Origin of the sequence: Streptomyces sp. NPDC006261 (genome assembly GCF_040613515.1) — a bacterium.
Taxonomy (GTDB): Bacteria; Actinomycetota; Actinomycetes; order Streptomycetales; family Streptomycetaceae; genus Streptomyces.
In genome coordinates, this window is record NZ_JBEXSI010000002.1 from 19588 (window position 1) to 39855 (window position 20268).

General features: G+C 73.2%; 16 protein-coding genes. 7 read left to right on the top strand and 9 right to left on the bottom strand.

Annotated features, from left to right (window positions below):
- Positions 1 to 55: 55 nt before the first annotated feature.
- Positions 56 to 907, bottom strand: a complete 852-nt coding sequence (locus ABZ154_RS01385) for a DNA-formamidopyrimidine glycosylase family protein (protein WP_356827921.1) — start codon at positions 905 to 907, stop codon at positions 56 to 58.
- A 33-nt stretch (positions 908 to 940) separates the two neighbouring features.
- Positions 941 to 5623 carry a DEAD/DEAH box helicase gene (locus tag ABZ154_RS01390; protein WP_356827923.1) on the bottom strand — a complete coding sequence of 1561 codons (4683 nt, stop codon included), beginning with the start codon at positions 5621 to 5623 and terminating at the stop codon, positions 941 to 943.
- Between the two features lie 101 nt (positions 5624 to 5724).
- On the opposite strand from ABZ154_RS01390, the gene ABZ154_RS01395 reads away from it, so the two are divergent.
- From ABZ154_RS01395 to ABZ154_RS01405, 3 genes are all read left to right on the top strand, one after another.
- Positions 5725 to 6582: an AraC family transcriptional regulator gene (locus ABZ154_RS01395; protein ID WP_356827925.1), complete on the top strand. Its 858-nt coding sequence runs from the start codon at positions 5725 to 5727 to the stop codon at positions 6580 to 6582.
- A gap of 107 nt (positions 6583 to 6689) precedes the next feature.
- Positions 6690 to 7547, top strand: a complete 858-nt coding sequence (locus ABZ154_RS01400) for an AzlC family ABC transporter permease (RefSeq protein WP_356827927.1) — start codon at positions 6690 to 6692, stop codon at positions 7545 to 7547.
- Complete coding sequence (locus ABZ154_RS01405; RefSeq protein ID WP_326703168.1) at positions 7544 to 7849, top strand: AzlD domain-containing protein; 306 nt, start codon at positions 7544 to 7546, stop codon at positions 7847 to 7849. Before ABZ154_RS01400 ends, ABZ154_RS01405 begins: the two co-directional genes overlap by 4 nt.
- Before the next feature lie 12 nt (positions 7850 to 7861).
- On the opposite strand, the gene ABZ154_RS01410 is transcribed toward ABZ154_RS01405, so the two are convergent.
- Entirely contained in the window at positions 7862 to 8776 is a 915-nt protein-coding gene (locus ABZ154_RS01410) for a hypothetical protein (protein WP_356827929.1), read from the bottom strand.
- Between the two features lie 80 nt (positions 8777 to 8856).
- On the opposite strand from ABZ154_RS01410, the gene ABZ154_RS01415 reads away from it, so the two are divergent.
- Both ABZ154_RS01415 and ABZ154_RS01420 read left to right on the top strand, forming a co-directional pair.
- Positions 8857 to 9051, top strand: a complete 195-nt coding sequence (locus ABZ154_RS01415; protein ID WP_326703166.1) for a DUF3046 domain-containing protein — start codon at positions 8857 to 8859, stop codon at positions 9049 to 9051.
- Between the two features lie 184 nt (positions 9052 to 9235).
- Positions 9236 to 10381 carry an AI-2E family transporter gene (locus ABZ154_RS01420; protein ID WP_356828174.1) on the top strand — a complete coding sequence of 382 codons (1146 nt, stop codon included), beginning with the start codon at positions 9236 to 9238 and terminating at the stop codon, positions 10379 to 10381.
- A 1-nt stretch (position 10382) separates the two neighbouring features.
- Here ABZ154_RS01420 and ABZ154_RS01425 read toward each other — a convergent pair whose 3' ends face one another.
- The 4 genes from ABZ154_RS01425 to ABZ154_RS01440 all read right to left on the bottom strand — a co-directional run bounded on the left by ABZ154_RS01425 (position 10383) and on the right by ABZ154_RS01440 (position 16530).
- The gene (locus tag ABZ154_RS01425) at positions 10383 to 10718 is read right to left on the bottom strand and encodes a hypothetical protein (protein WP_356827931.1); all 336 of its coding nucleotides are present in this window, start codon (positions 10716 to 10718) and stop codon (positions 10383 to 10385) included.
- 39 nt (positions 10719 to 10757) lie between these two features.
- Positions 10758 to 11765, bottom strand: a complete 1008-nt coding sequence (locus ABZ154_RS01430) for an SDR family oxidoreductase (protein ID WP_356827933.1) — start codon at positions 11763 to 11765, stop codon at positions 10758 to 10760.
- Positions 11766 to 11793: 28 nt separating this feature from the next.
- Positions 11794 to 14658 (bottom strand): AAA family ATPase, encoded by a 2865-nt coding sequence (locus ABZ154_RS01435; protein ID WP_356827935.1) that lies wholly within the window; start codon positions 14656 to 14658, stop codon positions 11794 to 11796.
- A gap of 282 nt (positions 14659 to 14940) precedes the next feature.
- Entirely contained in the window at positions 14941 to 16530 is a 1590-nt protein-coding gene (locus ABZ154_RS01440; RefSeq protein WP_356827937.1) for a S8 family peptidase, read from the bottom strand.
- A gap of 505 nt (positions 16531 to 17035) precedes the next feature.
- Here ABZ154_RS01440 and recA point away from each other — a divergent pair.
- Both recA and recX read left to right on the top strand, forming a co-directional pair.
- Positions 17036 to 18169, top strand: a complete 1134-nt coding sequence (gene recA, locus ABZ154_RS01445) for a recombinase RecA (RefSeq protein WP_356827939.1) — start codon at positions 17036 to 17038, stop codon at positions 18167 to 18169.
- Positions 18170 to 18172: 3 nt separating this feature from the next.
- The gene (recX, locus tag ABZ154_RS01450) at positions 18173 to 18943 is read left to right on the top strand and encodes a recombination regulator RecX (protein WP_356827941.1); all 771 of its coding nucleotides are present in this window, start codon (positions 18173 to 18175) and stop codon (positions 18941 to 18943) included.
- Between the two features lie 78 nt (positions 18944 to 19021).
- Here recX and ABZ154_RS01455 read toward each other — a convergent pair whose 3' ends face one another.
- On the bottom strand, positions 19022 to 19675 hold the full coding sequence (locus ABZ154_RS01455; RefSeq protein WP_356827943.1) for a hypothetical protein: 654 nt from the start codon (positions 19673 to 19675) through the stop codon (positions 19022 to 19024).
- 174 nt (positions 19676 to 19849) lie between these two features.
- Positions 19850 to 20257, bottom strand: a complete 408-nt coding sequence (locus tag ABZ154_RS01460; protein WP_356827945.1) for a rhodanese-like domain-containing protein — start codon at positions 20255 to 20257, stop codon at positions 19850 to 19852.
- Positions 20258 to 20268: the final 11 nt, after the last annotated feature.

A 20268-nucleotide genomic window follows, 5' to 3' on the forward strand; every position in this document is an offset into this window, starting at 1 on the left:
GGACCGTACGGCTGGACCTGACGGGTCGTCAACTGACGTTCGGGCCTTGTGCTGCTCAGGGCGTGGGGCCCGATTGGCAGGCCGGGCACCAGTACGTGGGCCGGTCTTCCTGGACGATCTTCCGGATCGGGGTTCCGCAGCGCAGACAGGGGCGGCGGGCCCTGCCGTAGACGTACAGGGGTTCCTGTACCCGAGGGGGCGGGAGCGGCCTTCGGCCATGAGCGGGGGCCGGGGTGCTGGGGCGGGGGCGGCGCTCGGCGCGGAGGGTGGTGGTGCGGGTGGGGCGCTCGCGGTTGGCGTCCAGGAGGCGGTGGGCGAGGGCGACCAGCCGGGGGAGGGCTCCGTCGGGCAGGGCGCCCACGGGAAGCCAGGGGGTGAAGCGGGCCAGGAAGCACAGCTCGCACTTGTAGACATTGCCGATGCCCGCGAGATTGCGCTGGTCCAGGAGCGCTTCGCCGAGGGGGCGTTCCGGGGCGGCGAGGAGGCGTTCCACGGCAAGACCGGGGTCCCAGCCCGGGCCCAGCAGGTCCGGCCCGAGGTGGCCGACGGCCTTGCTCTCCTCGCTGGTGCGCAGCAGTTCGAGCACGGGGAGCCGGTAGCCGACCGCGGTGTGGTCGGCGTTGGTCAGAACGGCGCGGATCTGGTGCCCGGGGCCGCCGCTCCAGCGCTCACCCGGTGCGTACACCCGCCAGGCCCCGTCCATCCGGAGGTGGCTGTGCAGCGTCAGGCCGCCCTCGATCCGCGTCAGCAGGTGTTTGCCGCGTGCGGTGACGTCCAGGACGGTGCGGCCGCTCAGATCGGCGGTGGCGAACCGGGGGACGCGCAGGTCGGCGTGGGTCAGGACCCGCCCCGCCAGGGCTGCGTGCAGCCGGGCGGCGGTCTGCAGGACGGTGTCTCCTTCGGGCATACCTCCATGATGGGCCCGGCGGGCCCGTTGGGCTCAGGCCCTCAGGCGCAGGCCTCTCGGGGTGGCGAGGAACCCGGCCGCCTCCAGGGTCCGGCCCAGCGGCGAGGTGAGGGAGGAGACCCCGTTGGTCCGCTCCACCGTCACGGTGCCGAGCGCACCGGCGCGGGCGGACGCGGCCAGGGCCTCGGCCGCTGCCAGGAGCGCGGGTGACTCGGGGTCGGACTGCCAGGCGAGCAGGGACTTGCCGCCGCGCTCCATGTAGAGCGCGAGCTCGCCGTCGACGAGGACCACCAGCGCCCCCGCCTTGCGGCCCGGCTTGTGCCCGGCGCCGTCCGGGGACTCCGGCCACGGCAGGGCGGCGCCGTACGCGTTGGCCGGGTCGGCAGCGGCGAGCACCAAGGCCTGGGGCGCGGTGCCCGGGTCCCTGCGGTCGCGGGCCGTGGCGGCCGCCCGCACCCGGTCCACCGCCCCGTCCATCGCGAACTGGGCGGCCCCCAGACCCTCGACCACATACCCCCGCCGGGCCTGGCCGCTGTCCTCGAAGGCGGCCAGGATGCGGTACGTCGCGGAGAAGCCGCCCTCCACCCCTTCGGCCTGCACCGCGCCGCGGGTCACCACGCCGTGCCGGTCGAGGAGGGTGCGGGCCAGGGCGTGGGCGCGGTGGGTCGGTTCCGGTTCGCGCGGGGGCAGCAGGGACCAGCGGCCCGAGACCGTCGGGGGGCCGGTGCGGGAGGCGGGCCGGGCGGCGGTGAGCGATCCGTACCGTCCGCGGGGCACGCTGCGCCGGGCGCGGTGGGCGGTGGAGCCCGCCGTGCGTCCGGAGCCCAGGAGCGAGCGGAGCGGGGCGAGGGTGTCGTTGGTGAGCCTGCCCGACCAGGCCAGCTCCCAGAGAGCGTCGGCGAGCTGCTGGTCGGTGCAGTCCGGGTGGGTGGTGGCCCGGACCTGGTCGGCGATCTGCCGGAAGAAGAGGCCGTACCCGCCGGAGAGGGTGGTGAGCAGGGACTCGTGGAGTGCCGACAGCTCCAGCGGGTGCGGGGCGGGCAGCAGCAGCGGCGCGCTGTCGGCCGGGTAGAGGGAGAGCCAGCCGTCCTTGCCGGGCAGCGCTCCCGCACCGGCCCAGACGACCTCGCCCGTGGTCGTCAGCTCGTCGAGCATCGCCGGGGTGTAGCCCATGACCCGGCTCGGCAGGATCAGCTTCTCCAGGGCCGACGCGGGGACGGGCGCCCCCTGCAGCTGTTCGACGGCGCGGGCCAGCCCGTCGATGCCCCGCAGGCGGTGTGAGCCGAAGTGCTGCCACTGGGGAAGGAACGAGGCGAGTGCGGCGGGCTCCACGGGCTCCAGCTCCTGGCGGAGCGCGGCCAGCGAACGGCGGCGGAGCCGGCGCAGCACGGTGGCGTCGCACCACTCCTGGCCGATGCCCGCCGGGTGGAACTCGCCCTGGACGGTCCTGCCGGAGGCGGCGAGCCGTTGCAGCGCGCCGTCCGTGACAGCCGTGCCGAGGCCGAACCGCTCGGCGGCCCGGGCAGCGGTGAACGGGCCGTGCGTCCGCGCGAAGCGGGCGAGGAGATCGCCGAGGGGGTCCTTCACCGGCTCGGTGAACGCCTCCGGAACACCGACCGGGAGTGCGGTGCCCAGCGCGTCGCGCAGCCTCCCCGCGTCCTCGATCGCCGCCCAGTGGCCGGCCCCGCCGATCCGGACCTGGATGGCCCGGCGGGCCGTGGCCAGCTCCGGCGCCCAGGAGGGCTCGGCGCCCCGCTCGGCCAGCTCGGCGTCGGTCAGGGGACCGAGTACGCGCAGCAGGTCCGCGACCCCTTCGGCGTCCTTGATCCGGCGGTCCTCGGTGAGCCACTGGAGCTCCCGCTCCAGCTCGGTCAGGACCTCGGGGTCGAGCAGCTCGCGCAGCTCCGCCTGGCCCAGCAGCTCGGCCAGGAGGTGGGAGTCCAGGGAGAGTGCGGCGGCCCGCCGCTCGGCGAGCGGTGAGTCGCCCTCGTACAGGAACTGGGCGACGTAACCGAAGAGGAGGGAGCGGGCGAACGGCGAGGGCTCCTGGGTGGTGACCTCGACCAGGCGGACCCGGCGAGCCTCCAGGTCACCCATCAGTTCGGTGAGCCCGGGGACGTCGAAGACGTCCTGGAGGCACTCGCGGACGGCTTCGAGCACGATCGGGAAAGAACCGAACTCGGAGGCCACCTGGAGCAGCTGGGAGGCGCGCTGGCGCTGCTGCCAGAGCGGGGTGCGCTTGCCGGGGGAGCGGCGGGGCAGCAGCAGGGCGCGGGCGGCGCACTCGCGGAAGCGGGCGGCGAACAGCGCGGAGCCGCCGACCTGGTCGGTGACGATCTGCTGCACCTCGCCCTGGTCGAAGACGACGTCGGTGGCGCCGACCGGGGGCTGTTCGCTGTCGTACGAGAAGGCTCCCGGCGCCGGTCCGTCGCTCTCCGCGTCCCCGGCCGACGGAGCGTCGAAGTCGAGCAGGTCCAGGCCCATCATGTCCGCGTCGGGGAGCCTCAGCACGATCCCGTCGTCGGCGTGCATGACCTGCGCGTCCATTCCGTACCGCTCGCCGAGGCGGGCGGAGAGGGCGAGTGCCCACGGGGCGTGCACCTGGGCGCCGAAGGGGGAGTGGACGACGACCCGCCAGTCGCCCAGCTCGTCCCGGAACCGCTCGACCAGGATCGTCCGGTCGTCCGGGACGTGGCCGCAGGCCCGGCGCTGCTCGTCGAGATAGGCCAGGATGTTGTCCGCCGCCCAGGCATCCAGCCCGGCGGCGAGCAGCCGCAACCGGGCGTCCTCCCCGGAGAGCCCGCCGATCTCGCGGAGGAAGGCTCCCAGGGCGCGGCCGAGCTCCAGCGGGCGGCCCAGCTGGTCGCCCTTCCAGAACGGCAGCCTCCCCGGAACGCCCGGGGCCGGGGAGACGAGGACCCGGTCGCGGGTGATGTCCTCGATCCGCCAGGACGTGGTGCCCAGGGTGAAGACGTCGCCGACGCGGGACTCGTAGACCATCTCCTCGTCCAGCTCACCGACCCGTCCGCCGCCCTTCTTCGGGTCCGCGCCGGCCAGGAAGACCCCGAAGAGGCCGCGGTCCGGGATGGTGCCGCCCGACGTGACGGCGAGCCGCTGCGCGCCGGGGCGGCCCGTGACCGTACCGCCGACCCGGTCCCAGACCACGCGGGGGCGCAGCTCGGCGAAGGCGTCGGAGGGATAGCGTCCGGCGAGCATGTCGAGCACGGCGGTGAACGCCGACTCGGGGAGCGAGGCGAACGGGGCGGCCCGGCGGACCAGGGCCAGCAGGTCGTCCGCCTGCCAGCTGTCCAGCGCCACCATGGCGACCAGCTGCTGGGCGAGGACGTCCAGTGGGTTGGACGGGATGCGGAGCGCCTCGATCGCCCCGGTCCGCATCCGCTCGGTGACGACGGCGGCCTGCACCAGGTCGCCGCGGTACTTCGGGAAGACCACTCCCGTGGAGACCGCGCCCACCTGGTGCCCCGCCCGGCCCACCCGCTGGAGGCCGGACGCGACGGAGGGCGGGGACTCGACCTGGATCACCAGGTCGACCGCGCCCATGTCGATGCCGAGCTCCAGGCTGGAGGTGGCCACCACGGCGGGCAGCCTTCCCGCCTTGAGGTCCTCCTCCACCTGCGCCCGCTGTTCCTTGGAGACCGAACCGTGGTGGGCGCGGGCCAGCAGCGCGGGGGCACCCCGGGCCGTGCCGGACTGGGCCATGACCTCGGCGGGAGCGTGCGCCTCCGGCAGGTCGGGGGCGGGGTTGGCCGGGTCGAAGGCGGTGCCGGTGGCCCGCTCGTACGCGATCTCGTTGAGCCGGTTGCACAGGCGCTCCGCCAGCCGCCGCGAGTTGGCGAAGACGATGGTGGAGCGGTGCGACTGGACCAGGTCGGCGATGCGTTCCTCCACATGCGGCCAGATCGAGGGCTTCTCCGCCTGGGCGGCGTCCCCGTCGGTGGCGGGGGAGCCGCCCAGTTCGCCCAGGTCCTCGACCGGGACGACCACCGAGAGGTCGAACTCCTTCGTGGACGGCGGCTGGACGACCTCCACCTTGCGCTGCGGCGACAGGAACCGGGCCACCTCCCCGACCGGCCGGACCGTCGCGGAGAGCCCGATCCGGCGGGCGGGCCGGGGCAGCAGCTCGTCCAGCCGCTCCAGGGACAGCGCGAGATGGGCGCCGCGCTTCGTACCGGCGACCGCGTGCACCTCGTCGAGGATCACCGTCTCGACGCCGGCGAGCGCGTCCCGGGCGGAGGACGTGAGCATCAGGAACAGCGACTCGGGCGTGGTGATCAGGATGTCCGGCGGCCGGGTCACCATGGAGCGCCGCTCGGCGGGAGGGGTGTCACCGGACCGGATGCCCACCCGCACCTCCGGCTCGGGCAGGCCGAGGCGCACCGACTCCTGGCGGATGCCGGTGAGCGGGGAGCGCAGATTCCGCTCGACGTCGACCGCCAGCGCCTTGAGAGGGGACACGTACAGCACGCGGCAGCGCTTCTTCGTCTCGGCGGGCGGCGGACCGGCGGCCAGCCGGTCAAGCGAGGCGAGGAACGCGGCCAGCGTTTTGCCGGAACCGGTAGGCGCTACCACCAGCACGTCACTGCCCTCGCGGATGGCACGCCAGGCACCCTCCTGCGCGGCGGTGGGCGCGCTGAAGGCACCGGCGAACCAGCTGCGGGTCGCGGGCGAGAAGGCGTCGAGAGCGGAGCCGGTCATGTCCCCCATCGTGCACCCCGCCACTGACAACGGGCCCGCGACACCGCCCGGAGCCGCCCCTCACCCTGCGGCGCACCGCCGGGACCTGCGAGAATGTGGCCATGGCGGGAGCGGATCGGGCGAAGGAGTGGGCGCGGCACTGGACGTACGCGGAGCTGCCCGACCTCGACCTCCTGCGCGCCCGGTACGTCCGCCACACCTTCCCCCGGCACAGCCACGAGGGGTACGTGTTCGGCGCGGTCACCGGTGGTGTGGAGGACGTGGGGCTGCCGGGCGGCTTGGTGCACGCGATCCCCGGCACGGTCGTGATGATCAACCCGGAAGTGCCGCACACCGCCCGCCCCGGACGGCCCGAGGGCTGGACGTACGACACGCTCTACCCCTCCTCCCAGGTCGTCAACGACATCGCGGCCGACGTGACGCACCTGCGCGGCACGGTCGGGTTCGCCGAGACGCGGGTGAGCGACCCGTACGCCGCCCGGCTGATCACCCAGGTGCACCGGGCCGCGGAGGAGGGCAACGCGCTGGCCGCCGACAGCCTGCTGCGGATCCTGGTCGTCCGCCTGCTCACCCGGCACGGCAGCTCGCTCCCCGGCGTGACGCCCCGGGCCGGGGGCGCGCGGGACGCCGAACGCGCCCGCCGCGCGCTGGAGGGGCGGATGGACGCGCCGCCCACGCTGGAGACGCTCGCCGCCGAGCTGGGCACCAGCCCGTTCGCGCTGCTGAGGGCCTTCAAGAAGGAGTACGGGATGCCGCCGCACACCTGGCTCACCGACGCCCGGGTGCGGCGGGCCCGTCGCCTCCTCGACGCGGGCATCTCCCCCGCCCGGGCCGCGGTCGCCGTCGGCTTCACCGACCAGCCGCACCTCAACCGGCACTTCACCCGGATCGTGGGGGTGCCGCCCGGCGCGTACCAGCGCGAGCGCGGCGTGTGCCGGCGCGGGCGCGACGTGTCCTAGGAGCGCGGACGTGCCCTAGAGGTGGTGCGAGCGTGCAAGCCAGAGGTGGTGCGAGCGTGCAAGAACGTACAAGACCGGGGCCTGACCGTCCCCGTAACGTGCGGCGCGTGGCAGAACAGACAGCACCCCCAGAGAGCACCGGCGCGATCGGTGCCATATCCGCCGGGCCGCCCGGCCCGACGGCGCCCGGCGCCCTGCCGGACGGCCCGGACGCCCGGACGCAGGAGGCCGGCACCTCACCGCACAAGCCCGACGCGGCCGTCGTCCGGGACGCGCTCGCCGTCGGCATCGCCGTCGGGCTCTCCGGTTTCGCCTTCGGCGTCACCGCCGCCGGCTCCGGGCTCAGCCTGCTCCAGATCTGCGTCCTGAGCCTCTTCGTCTTCACCGGCGCCTCGCAGTTCGCCCTGGTCGGCGCGTTGGCCGCGGGCGGCAACCCGTACACCGCGGCGGCCGGAGCGTTCTTCCTGGGCGTCCGCAACGCCTTCTACGGCCTACGGCTGTCCCAGCTGCTGGCCCTTCCCCGCGCGGCGCGCCCCTTCGCCGCCCACTGGGTGATCGACGAGACGACCGCGGTCACCGTGGCCCAGCCGGACCGGCGCTCCGCGCGCCTCGGCTTCACAGTCACCGGGCTCACCCTTTACGTGCTGTGGAACCTCACCACCCTTGCGGGTGCGATGGGAGCCGAGGCGCTGGGTGACACGGAAGCCTGGGGTCTGGACGCGGCGAGCCCGGCCGTCTTCCTCGCCCTGCTCGCACCGATGCTCAAGAGCACGACCGAACGCGTCACCGCCGGTGTCGCGGTGCTTCTTGCCCTGACGCTGCTGCCCGTCCTGCCGGCCGGCGTGCCGGTCCTGCTGTCCGCGCTCGCGGCCCCCGTCGTCCTCTTCCTGATGGGACGGCGCAAGCGGGGACCCGGCACGGAGACGCGGGAGAAGACCACGGAGAAGGGCGGACGGGACTCATGAACGTCTGGATAGCCATCGGACTGACCGCGGCGGGCTGCTACCTCGCCAAGTACGCGGGCCTGCTGGTCCCCGCGGGAGTGCTTGAGCGACCGCTCGTGCGGCGGATGGCGACCCTGCTGCCGGTGGCACTGCTGGCAGCCCTCACCGCTCAGCAGACCTTCGGCGACGGGCAGCAGCTCGTCCTGGACGCCCGGGCGGCCGGACTCGCCGCCGCGGCGCTCGCCCTCGTCCTGCGCGCCCCCTTCCTGGTGGTCGTCGGCGCGGCCGTGGTCGTCACGGCGGGCGTCCGCGCCTTGGGGTGAGCCAGGCTCCGGTCAGCCCGGGGGACGGCCGTAGGCCCGTAACGTCTCCAGGGCTCTGAGCGTCACCAGGGGCCGCCCCTCCAGGGCGGTGCCCGGTGCCCATTGCCGCCAGTTCACCGGCCAGCCGCCGTCCTCCTGCTGCTCGGCCGCCAGATGGTCGAGCGAGCGCTCCAGCTCCTCGTCGGTGAACCAGCGGCGGGCCAGTGACCCGGGCGTACGGGCGTAGTCGTGCGGGAAGTGGTGCTCGCCCGGTGCGTAGCCCGGCGCCACCGGGTACTCCGCCCGCCGGGACGGATCGAGCACCACGAGCCGCTGCCCGCGCACCAGCCGGCCGAGCCGGTCCGCCGCCCGCTCGGCGCGGGCCCGGTCCGGCACCCCGTCCAGGAAGGCGATCGCGGCCTCGATCTCGTAGGGGTGCGACTGCTTCAGGGCGTCGACGGCGCTCCAGCAGAAGTCCGTCGCCCGGAACAGCCAGGCGTGCCACACCTCGTTGCGGTGCAGCAGTCCGACGATCGGACCGGTCGCGAGCAGTTCGGCCGGCGGATCGTCGACCACGGGGACGAACGGTGCGGCGGGATATCCACGCTGTGAAGGGAGCAACGCGGGAAGCGCCCCTTCTCTGGTCGACACGTCGCTCAGATAGCGGCAGATCCGCTCCACCCGCAGGCCGTCGCAGCGGCCGATCGAGTCGAGGACGCTCAGCGCGTGGGCGGTGTGCAACGGCTGGCTGACCGGACCGCGAAGATCGGGTTCCAGCGCGTGGGCGTAGCCGCCGTCCTCGTTGCGGTAGGCGGCGAGTGCCGTCTCCACGGGGTCCGGGGCGCCGTCGAGGAAGCGGTGGGCGAACCTCCGCTGTTCCAGGACGCGGGCGGTGAGCCAGACGAAGTGCTCGGCGCGGACGAGGGGATGTGCTCCGGTTCCAGCCATGGACCGACCGTAGAGGGGAAAAGTGCCCTGGCACATGCCCCGAGGACCGGCTGCACTCTCAGGAGCACGATACTGAGGGCATGCGGTTGACGATTTTCTGGGAGCGGATGGCGGACCACTTCGGTGCCGTGTACGCGGACTCCTTCGCCCGTGACCATGTGATGGCCGAACTCGGCGGCCGTACGGTGCATCAGGCGCTGGACGCGGGCTGGGACGCGAAGGACGTCTGGCGGGCGGTCTGCACGTCGATGGACGTGCCCGCGGAGAAGCGCTGACGCCCGCGGACGTCCCCGTCGGCAGGCGCTGACCTCAGCCGGTTCTCCGGCCGGGGAACCGGCTGTCGGTGGCGTAGGCGAGACTTGTCCCGTGTCATCGACAGACGAGACCGTTCCGGCCCAGCCGTCCGACGCCCCGCCCGCCGGGCCCCCGGCGCCACCGTCCGGCCCGGGGCCCGCCCGCATGCCGGGCTGGCTGCCCCGCGCGATGGTCCTGGCCCTGGCGCTCTACGCCTGCTTCCAGCTCGGCAGCTGGGCGTTCGACCAGGTCATCGGATTGCTGACCAATGTGCTGATCGCGTTCTTCCTCGCCCTCGCCATCGAGCCCGCGGTGGGCCGGATGGCGGCCCGCGGAATGCGCCGGGGGCTGGCCACGTTCATCGTCTTCATCGGCCTGATGGTCTTCAGCGCCGGGTTCGTCGTCCTCCTGGGGTCGATGCTGGCCGGTCAGATCGTGGACATGGTCGACGACTTCCCCAAGTACATCGACTCGGTGATCAACTGGGTCAACCAGACCTTCCACACCGAGCTCTCCCGGGTCCAGGTCCAGGACAGTCTTCTGCACTCCGACTGGCTGCAGAAGTACGTCCAGAACAGTGCCACGGGGGTGCTCGACGTCTCCACCACGGTCCTCGGCGGGCTGTTCCGCCTGCTGACGATCTTCCTGTTCTCCTTCTACTTCGCGGCCGACGGCCCCCGGCTGCGCCGCGCGCTCTGTTCCGTACTGCCGCCGGCCCGGCAGACCGAGGTACTGCGCGCCTGGGAGATCGCGGTCGACAAGACCGGCGGATACATCTACTCGCGCGGCCTGATGGCACTGATCTCCGGCGTCGCGCACTACATCCTGCTGGTCGTCCTCGGTGTGCCCTACGCTCCGGCGCTCGCGGTCTGGGTGGGGCTCGTCTCGCAGTTCATCCCCACCATCGGTACGTATCTGGCGGGCGCCCTGCCGATGCTGATCGCCTTCACCGTCAACCCCTGGTACGCGCTGTGGGTGCTGGGCTTCGTCGTGGTCTATCAGCAGTTCGAGAACTACGTCCTCCAGCCCAAGCTGACCGCGAAGACCGTCGACATCCACCCGGCGGTCGCGTTCGGTTCGGTGGTCGGGGGGACGGCCTTGCTGGGAGCCGTCGGCGCACTGATCGCCATCCCCGCCGTCGCCACGCTCCAGGCGTTCCTGGGGGCCTACGTGAAGCGGTACGACGTCACCGACGACCCCAGGGTGCACGGCGGCCCCCCACCGCGGCGCGGGGAGTCGGCCCTCTCCCGGATACGCCGGGCGTTGGGCGGACCCGGCCGGAGCGGCGACGGAGCGGACGGACAGACCTGAGTCAGAGGTACGAAGGGTGCGTCACCCGGTGCCGGAAGGTGTGCCAGGTCCACGCCTGGGCGGCGACCAGCAGCGGGCAGAGCGCGAGCAGGACGGGGACGAGCAGGATGAGCGTCGCCCGGTCCGCGGCGTGCGCCGCCGGACGGAGTGCCGGGCCCGCGAACGGCGGCAGGGCACCCCGGGCGCCCATCAGGACGGCGGTCAGGGCGAGGGACTTACCCGCCCCGGTACGCCTGACGAGCCGGTGCGCCCGTGTCCAGGGCCGCCCGGTCAGGCGCAGGGCCGCGAACCCCGGACCGTGCGTGGCGAACAGCGCGGCGGCGGTGAGCGCGGTCACGGCTCCGACCGGTGCAAAGCGCGGGACGACGGCCGGAGGTCAGCGGTAACCCGTGACATCGGCGGGCAGTCCCCGGTCCTGGACCTCGGTCAGATACCGCCAGGCGTCGGGGCGGCTGCCGTCCACGTCGGTGAAGCCGTACACCCGGGCGAGCTGCCCGCTGGAGAGCGACCGGCCGTTCCAGCGGGCCACCTCCGGGTCACGGGCGAGGGCGGCGACGGCCCGGCCCACGTAGGCGGGTGACTCGGAGACGGCGAAGTGGGGCGTGTGCGCGATCGCGTCGCGCCAGGTGGCCTCGGTGACGCCATGGGCCTGGAGCATCGCCTCGGAGCGGAGCCAGCCGGGGGTGAGCGCCACGGCGGTCGCACCGTGCGGAGCGAGCTCATGGGCGAGCGCGAAGGCCATCCGGTTCACGGCGGCCTTCGCGAGGTCGTAGAAGAAGGAGACGCGGTAGTTGGCCGCGTTGTACTCGTCCGTCCCGTCGGTCATCTCGACGACCAGGCCGCCCGGGGTCTCGATCAGCAGCGGCAGCGCGAAGTGGCTGGTGATGGCGTGTGTGTCGACGGCCAGTCGCAGGGTGTGCAGCCCGGTGTCGAGTGACGACTCCCAGACGGGTTTGTTCCACTCGATCTCAGCGCCCCAGATGTCGTTCACCAGGATGTGCAGGGCACCCTGTTCGCTGGAGATACGTGCGACGAGCGCGCTGACCTGGTCGGGGACCAGATGGTCGACCTGGACGGCGATCCCGCGGCCGCCCGCCGCGTCGACCAGGGCGGCGGTCTCCTCGATCGTCTCGGGCCGGTCCATCTCGGAGCGCTCGGATCCGCTCGTACGCCCGGTGACGTAGACGGTCGCCCCGGCGGCGCCGAGCTGGACGGCGATCCCGCGGCCCGCCCCGCGGGTGCCTCCGGCGACGAGCGCCACCCGTCCGGCGAGATCGGAGCCCGTAAGAGGCGCACGGTCCGGTGCTGCGGAACTGTCCGGTGCAGGGAAACTGTTTGGTGCAGGTGAACTGTCCGGCGCTTCCGGTGTCGAAGATGGTCCCATACCGCCCTAATGTAGGGCACCCGTTTCCTCAGGGCCCGAGCTGCGAGCCGATCTCGGTGCGGGACGACAGCCCCAGCTTCCGCAGGGCACGTGCCACGTGGTGCTCGACCGTCCGGTGTGAGAGGACGAGCTCGCGTGCGATCTCGCGGTTCGAGAGACCGAGCGAGGCCAGCCGGGCCACCGCTCGCTCCCGGGGCGAGAGATGGTCGCCGTACCCCAGAGCGCCGGGCCTGCGGACGGTGACCTGGCCGTGCTCCCGCAACCCGCGCTGGCATCGCAGCACATCCCATACTGCGTCGATGTCCTGGTAGGCCGCGATGGCCTCGTGCAGCACCGTGCGCCCGCCCGCGGCGCCGGCGGCCAGCAGCCGCAACCCCCACGCCTCCCTGACGTACGCGGCCTCATAGGGGCGTTCCAGAGCCGCCCAGGCGTCCGCGGCGGCCGCGTACAGGGCATCGGACCCGCCGGCCGCGGTCTGCGGGCCGGTCGTCGCGGTGAGCAGCGCCCGGCAGGTCAGCAGGGCGGCCCGGGCAGCCGGTGCGTCCCGGCGGACGATGCCGTCGGCCAGCTCCGCGACGAGGCGGTGGGCCTCCCCGTCCCGGCCGTCCCGGATCAGCGCCTGGACGGCCGGCGGCGCGAGGGCCGTCGCCCACACCCACGCACCGGTACGGCGGATGTGGTGCAGCACCCCCTCCGCCGCCTGGACGGCCTGGGCGGGGCGGTCGGCGGCCAGATGGACCCGCATTACGGCGGCCGCGGCGGATGTCAGCACGATGCCGGTGTCCAGCGCGGTCGTGTGGACGGCCCGCTCCAGGAGGCGACGCGCCACATCGGTCTGCCCCTTGGTGTGCAGGCGCAGCAGGCCGCAGACCAGGAGGGCCTCCGCGTGGAAGTCGGGCACGTCCTGGTACTGCTCCTCGGCGCGCTCGGCCCGCTCCAGCAGCCCCGCCCACCGGCCGCTCGTGAAGGCGGTGAGCATGTCCGTGGTCTCCACGAACGCTTCGAGATACGGGGCGTGGTTCGTCCGGACGGCCTGCCACGCCCGGGCCTGGAAGGCGCGGGCGCGTCCCGGATGGCCGAGGGCGGTCGCGGCCCCCGCCAGGTTGGCGTGCACCCTCGCCGCCGCCTCGCCGGTGATGGCGTCGGGCAGATCGGCCACCGCGTCCCACGCCGACGGGTCACCCATCAGGGCCAGGGCGGTGGCGCGGTTGGCCAGGACGGCCGTGCGCAGGTCCTCCTCGTCGACCCGGGGCAGCAGCCGCTCCGCCTCGGCCAGCAGACGCCGGTGCTCGCCGACCGGCCAGCACTTGAGGGACGGGATCGCGATGATCGCCAGCGCCCGTGCGGCCTGTCCTGTCGACACGGCGAGAAGATCGGGAACGGCACGCGCTATCTCCTCCAACGCCTCGAGACCGGAACCCGACTGGTTGCGCAGCAACAACCCCAGGAGCAGCCGGATCTCACCGCTCGGCCCGGGGCCGAGGGAGCGCTGGTCGAGCACCTCCCGCAGGGCGGCGGGCACCTGCGGTCCGGGCCGGGCGTTCAGCGCGACGCGGGCCAGTTTCAGTGCGAGCCGGTCGCGGACGACGGCTGAGGGCCCGCCGCGCAGGGCGTCGAGGTAGCGGGCCGTGGCCGTACCGGCGTCCCCGTCCCGGGCGGCGCGGTCCGCGGCCGCCTCCAGACAGCGCACCGCCTCGGTACGGAGGCCGGCGCACCGGTAGTGCTCGGCGACCCGCACCAGGGGGAAGGGGCCGCCGCCGTGCCGGGCGAGGGCACGGGCCGCGCGCAGGTGCAGTACGGGCCGCTCCGGTTCGGCGACCGCCTCGTACGCGGCTCGGCGCGCCAGTCCGTAGGGGAAGGCGTAGGTTCCGTCCGCCGCCCGTACGACGCCTTCCTTCAGAGCCGCGGCGAGCGCACGACGGGTCTCCTGCTCGTTCAGCCCCGCGACCGCCCCCAGGAGGTGTACGGGCGCGGGGTCACCGAGAACCGCTGCCGCGGCGACCACCCGCCGCGCGTCCGAAGGAAGGTGACGCAGCCGCTCCACTACCGGACGGCGCACGGACGCGGGCAGGGGCGGTTCCGGCTCCCCCGCCGTCCCGGTAGGGCACGCCGTGGTGTCGGGCCACCCGCGCAGCACTTCTTCGATCACGTACGGGAGGCCGCCCGTCAACCGGTGCAGACGGTCGGTGAACTCCTCCGGCACCGCCCGCGTGCCGAGCAGCCCGGCAGCCATCGCGCCTGTCTCCGCCACCGACAGCGGTGCGAGGCGACGTTCGGCCGGCACCACATGGGCCGGTGGGCGCAGCGGGAAGGGGAGCCCGTCGCCTCCCTCCGCGTCGGTGTGGGGGAGGGGGTGGCTGCGCGCGGTGAGCACGAGTCCCAGGTCCGGCGGCGGGTCGGAGACGACCGCACGGAGGAAGGCGACCGTGTTCTCGTCGGCCCACTGGAGGTCCTCCACGGCCACAACCACCCTCCCCAGGGATGCGGTCAACGCGCACAGGGCCCGCAGAACGCGGTGCTGTCCGGCGAGCGGATCGTCCGCAGGAGGCGGTGCCGGCGGCAGGAGGCCCGCGAGCTCGGGCAGCAGCCCGCGCAGTGCCCCGGTCACCGGTGGCAGGTCTCCCGGACGGGGCCGGCAGAGGCTCAGCGCCTCGATGAGCGGTGCGTACGGGAAGGGGGCGTCAGACTCCTGGCAGCGGGCGGCCAGGGTGGGGGTGCCCGACGACCGGGTCCGCGTGAGGAGTTCGCGGACCAGCCGGCTCTTCCCCACCCCCGCCTCACCGGTGATCACCACGACGGAGGGCCGACGGCCGAGCTCCGCGCGAAGGTCGTCCAGGAGCGCGGAACGCCCGGCCAGGGCAGCGGGGAGGGGGATCGGCGGGTCGGCGTTCACGGCTTCCTTCCGCACCCGTGGGCAGCATGGGCATGACGGGCGGGCGGTTCGACCGGGCCGCCCGGCGGCCTCGTGATGGCTCTCCGCGCATGATGGCCCTTCGCGAGGGTGGTGAGAAGGGGAGCGACGCCCGCGGCGCGTGTGCGGGCGCCGCGGACGTCACTCCCCGTCCGGCCGGTGAGGTTCGCGGAGAGGTCTCACCGGCCGGGTGCGCCGGGATCCACCAGGGTTCGGGACCGTGGATCACCGGCAGTTCGGTGGGGTGTCACCGAACCCGGCCGGTCAGAACCTCAGCGACCAGGAGTTCAGCGTGCCGGTGTCGTTGGCCCAGTTGTCGCTCACCCGCAGCTTCCAGGTCCCGGCGGCGGGCTTGGAGGCGGCGTTCACGGTGAAGGTCCCGCGCACGTCGTCGGCGCTGTCGTTGGCGTTGTAGTCCTTGAGCCGGAAGACACCGCCGTCGGGGGCGAGGAGGTCGACCCGCAGGTCACCGCGGAAGGTGTGCCGGATGTCGACCGTGACGGCCAGCGTCGCGGGCGCGTTGCCCGTGATGCCGGTCACGGCGATGGGGGACTCCACGGTCGCGTTGTCGCGGATCGGGTAGCCGGTGGTGTTCTCGAAGGTTTTGCCGGCGGGCGGAGGCGTGGTGCCGTCACCCGGGACGTACAGCAGACGGTTGGGCGAACCGGTCCTGGCGTCGGTGACCTTGTTCGGGGTGGCGTCGGCGATCAGCCGGTCGTGGACCTGCTTGGGCGTCCAGGACGGGTTTGCGGAGAGCAGCAGGGCTGCCGCGCCCGCCACGTGCGGGGAGGCCATGGAGGTGCCGCCGTCGGAACGGGATCCGGTGTCGTCGAGATGGGAGGCGGAGATGATGTCGGAGCCGGGGCCGAACAGGTCCAGGCAGGTGCCGTGGTTGGAGGACTTGCCGCTCGGCCAGATCGACCGGGCGTCGCGGCTGTCGGTGGCGCCGACCGTCACCGCGCCCGGCACCGCCGCCGGGGAGGTGTCGCAGGCGTTGGCCCCGTCGTTGCCCGCGGCGACGACGTAGGTGACGCCGGAGGCGATCGATCTGGCCAGTGCGTCGTCGACCGAGGCGGTCCGCCCGCCGCCGATGCTCATGTTGGCGACCGCCGGCTTGACCGCGTTCTTGGTCACCCAGTCGATGCCGGCCAGCACCGGCGCCCAGGTGGAGCCGGAGGAGCCCTGGCAGTTCAGGACGCGTACGCCCACGAGCTTCACGGCTTTGGCGACGCCGTACGTCGCGCCGCCGACCGTGCCCGCCACATGGGTGCCGTGCCCGTTGCAGTCCTGGGCGACGGCGTCGTTGTCTATGAAGTCGTAGCCGCTGACCGCCCGCCCGCCGAACTCCCGGTGCGAATTGCGTATCCCGGTGTCGAGGACGTAGGCCGTCACATCGGAGGCGGTGTTGGGGTACGTGTACTTCCGGTCGCCCGGCAGGTCACGCTGGTCGATGCGGTCCAGGCCCCAGGTCGGGTCGTTCTGGGTGCCGAGGGCGTACGCGACTCCGTCGGCCTCCACCCGGGCGACGGAGGGGTCGGCGGCCAGCCACCGGGCCTGCTCCTCGTCCACCTTCACGGAGAAGCCGCGCAGGGCGGCGGTGTAGGTGTGGCCGATCGTTCCGCCGTGCCGTCCGACGAGGGATCTCGCCACCTTGTCGACGTCGGCCCGCGCCACCGAGTCCTTGAACGTGACGATGTACGAGCCCTTCACCACGCCGGCCCGGTCGGCGCCGAGGATGCGGCCTTCAGCGGTCGGGGGCGTGGGTGCCGCCCCGGCCGTACCGGCGCCGGCGATCAGTGCGCCGACGGCACACGCGGCAGCGGCGACACGCCACACCGCAGCTTGAGACACCATGCGATTCCTCCTGAGGGGTTGGCCGGACCGGCTGGGGTCCGGCGGGGCCCGCGCACGGCGAACACCGGGTGCGGGCGAAGGAAGGGGCACGGCGGAGGCTCCGGACGATGGGACGTCGGCCTCGTACGGCGGATGCCGATCTTGGGGGGCCGGCAGATGCACGAGGGGCGGAGCCACCGCCGCCTCAGGAAGAATCGATCCATGGGGGCAGGTCGAACAATGCGTAGGTGTACCCAACCGTTCCGGCCGCCGGGGGCCACACCGTTCCGACGGGTCGGGCCAGCCGTTCCGGCCGCCCTGGCCCCGCGTGGTCTGACCGGCCGGGCCCCGCGTGGTGCGCTTGACACCAAAATCGAACATCCATTCTCATGGATTTCGGCCGGGTTTTTCCGGGCCCGACCGTGGAGTTGTCCACAGGCCGGGAGGACGTCGAGGCCCATTGTCAGTGGCAGGGGTTAGCGTCTTTGACGTGAAGCGATCGACTCAAGCAAATCGGGTGGAACCCATGGCAGGAACCGACCGCGAGAAGGCGCTGGACGCCGCACTCGCACAGATTGAACGACAGTTCGGCAAGGGCGCGGTGATGCGCCTCGGTGAGCGGCCGAACGAGCCCATCGAGGTCATCCCCACGGGATCGACCGCCCTCGACGTCGCGCTCGGCGTCGGCGGTCTGCCGCGTGGCCGTGTGGTGGAGGTGTACGGGCCGGAGTCCTCCGGCAAGACGACGCTGACGCTGCACGCCGTGGCGAACGCGCAGAAGCTCGGCGGTTCGGTGGCGTTCATCGACGCCGAGCACGCCCTCGACCCGGAATACGCCAAGAAGCTCGGCGTCGACATCGACAACCTGATCCTGTCCCAGCCGGACAACGGTGAGCAGGCGCTCGAGATCGTCGACATGCTGGTCCGCTCCGGCGCCCTGGACCTGATCGTCATCGACTCGGTCGCGGCCCTGGTGCCCCGTGCGGAGATCGAGGGCGAGATGGGTGACTCCCACGTCGGTCTCCAGGCCCGTCTGATGAGCCAGGCCCTCCGTAAGATCACCAGTGCCCTCAACCAGTCCAAGACCACGGCGATCTTCATCAACCAGCTCCGCGAGAAGATCGGTGTGATGTTCGGTTCGCCGGAGACCACGACCGGTGGCCGGGCGCTGAAGTTCTACGCCTCGGTGCGCCTGGACATCCGGCGGATCGAGACGCTCAAGGACGGGACCGACGCGGTCGGTAACCGGACCCGCGTCAAGGTCGTCAAGAACAAGGTCGCCCCGCCGTTCAAGCAGGCCGAGTTCGACATCCTCTACGGCCAGGGCATCAGCCGTGAGGGCGGGCTGATCGACATGGGCGTGGAGCACGGCTTCGTCCGCAAGGCCGGTGCCTGGTACACGTACGAGGGCGACCAGCTCGGCCAGGGCAAGGAGAACGCCCGCAACTTCCTCAAGGACAACCCCGACCTCGCCGACGAGATCGAGAAGAAGATTCTCGAGAAGCTGGGTGTCGGTGTCCGTCCGGAGGCCGAGTCCGCCGAGCCGGCCGCAGAAGGCGCGGCGGCTGCGGGGGCCACGGCGGACGGTGCGGCGAAGCCGGTGACCGCTGCCGCGGCGACCAAGGCGAAGCCGGCCAAGACCGCGGCGGCCAAGAGCTAGGCCGTGACGCGTCGTACGGAGTGGCCGGGAAGCCCCGCGGAGCCCGGAAACGGCCCCGAGCTCGCCGACGGGCCCACGGAGGGGTCCGCCTACGAGCCGGGGACCGGCCGCGGGGCGCGGTCCGGACGCCGCTCACATGGGGGAGCGGACGCGGGCGCCGGGTTCGGCGAAGAAACGGGCTGGCGTGCCCGCTCCGGCACCAGGAGCAGCGGTTCCCCTTCCTCGTCGAGGGCTGAGCAGGGGGAGCCGCGTGGTCAGCGGGACAAGGGGGAGCCGCGCGACCCGGTCGAGCAGGCGCGCAACATCTGCCTGCGCCAGCTCACCGGGACGCCGAAAACGCGCAAGCAGCTCGCGGACGCCCTGCGCAAGCGGGAGATCCCGGAGGAGGTCGCCGAGGAGGTCCTCGCGCGCTTCGAGGACGTCGGGCTGATCGACGACGCCGCCTTCGCCGCGGCATGGGTGGAGTCCCGGCACCACGGCCGGGGGCTGGCCCGCCGCGCCCTCGTCCGCGAGCTGCGGACCAAGGGCGTCGACCCGTCCATGATCGACGAGGCGGTCGGCCGGCTCGACGCCGACCAGGAGGAGGAGACGGCCCGGGAGCTGGTGGCCCGCAAGCTCCGCTCCACCCGCGGTCTGGACCGTGACAAGCGGCTGCGCCGTCTCGCGAGCATGCTCGCCCGCAAGGGATACGGGGAAGGCATGGCCCTGCGGGTGGTGCGCCAGGCGCTGGAGGAGGAGGGCGAGGACACGGAGGGACTGGGCGAGCCCTTCTGAGGAGAGCGGCGGTTCGGAGGAGATCGAGTGCGGCTGCTCCCAGACAGGCGGGGGACGGGGGCAGGGTCCGTCGGCCGGTCAGTGTCCGGCTGCGGCCGCTCGGCGGGTGGCCGCGTCGACGAGCGCCAGCGCGTCCGCAGCGGTGCGGCCCGGCGCGCGGTTCCACGGGCCGATCAGCCCGGGCCATCCCTGGAAGCGGAGCTCGGTGATCAGCCAGGCGCCGGCCCGGTTCACGGTGGTGGGGGAGCCGTAGCCGAGCCGGTGCGCGGTGAGCAGCGCGCCACAGACGCAGCGGGCCCCACGGGCGTCGCGCAGCCGGTACGGGGTGTTCTGCCAGCCCCACTCGGTCAGGATCTGGCGTGCGTAGCTGAGGTGGACGGAGGGCCTCAGATCTGCCTGGCCGACCCGCCGCCAGGCGTGGACGCGATCGGGCAGGACCGCCCCCAGCCGGCCAGGGAGCGGGCGCTCGGGGGGAGGAGCCGCCGGCAGTGTCCGCAGTGCGTCGTCGATGAGCTGGTCGACGGGGACGGAGAGCAGGCTCCGCCAGTCGGAAGGCGGTCGGCCCGGTGCCGGGGGCTGCGCGCGGGCCGGTTCCGTACGCTCCGCCGGGGGTGGCCCGGGTTCGGGGGCGGTGAGCTCCCACCCCGAGACGATGCTCTGCCACGCCTGTGTGTCGTGCAACTGGGACGCCTGGGCGTCCAGCTGGTCGGGGGTGAGAACAGGAATCGCCATAAGTGCTTCATCTCCGTACATTTCGCCTCTGTGTGAAGCGAATGTCGGTCGCGCACGGCGTTGGCTCTACTGGAGTGTGGCGTTCGGGTGTGTCCCGGTCAGAGATGAGACACGGATGAGGGAGGGGGCGGCCACCTCACGCCCGTGGCCGCCCCCTCCCTCACCAGCTCGGTATCAGCCTTCGGCGGTGGCCGGCATCACGGGGAGGCCTGCCGCACGCCACGCCTGGAAGCCGCCGATCAGATCGGTGGTCCGGTCCAGCCCGAGCTGCCGCAGCGACGCCACCGCGAGGCTCGACGCGTACCCCTCGTTGCAGATGACGACGACTGGGAGGTCGTGGCTCACCGCCTCGGTGGCGCGGTGGCTGCCCTGCGGATCGAGTCGCCACTCCAGCTCGTTGCGCTCCACGACCAGCGCGCCGGGGATGAGCCCGTCCCGGTCCCGGAGGGCCGCGTACCGGATGTCCACCAGCAGTGCGCCGTCCGTCGCCGCCGCGGCCGCCTCCTGCGGGTCGATCCGGACGTAACCGGCCCGGACCCGCTCCAGCAGCTCGTCGATGCCCACTCGTTCCGTGGCGGCCACCCGTTCCGTAG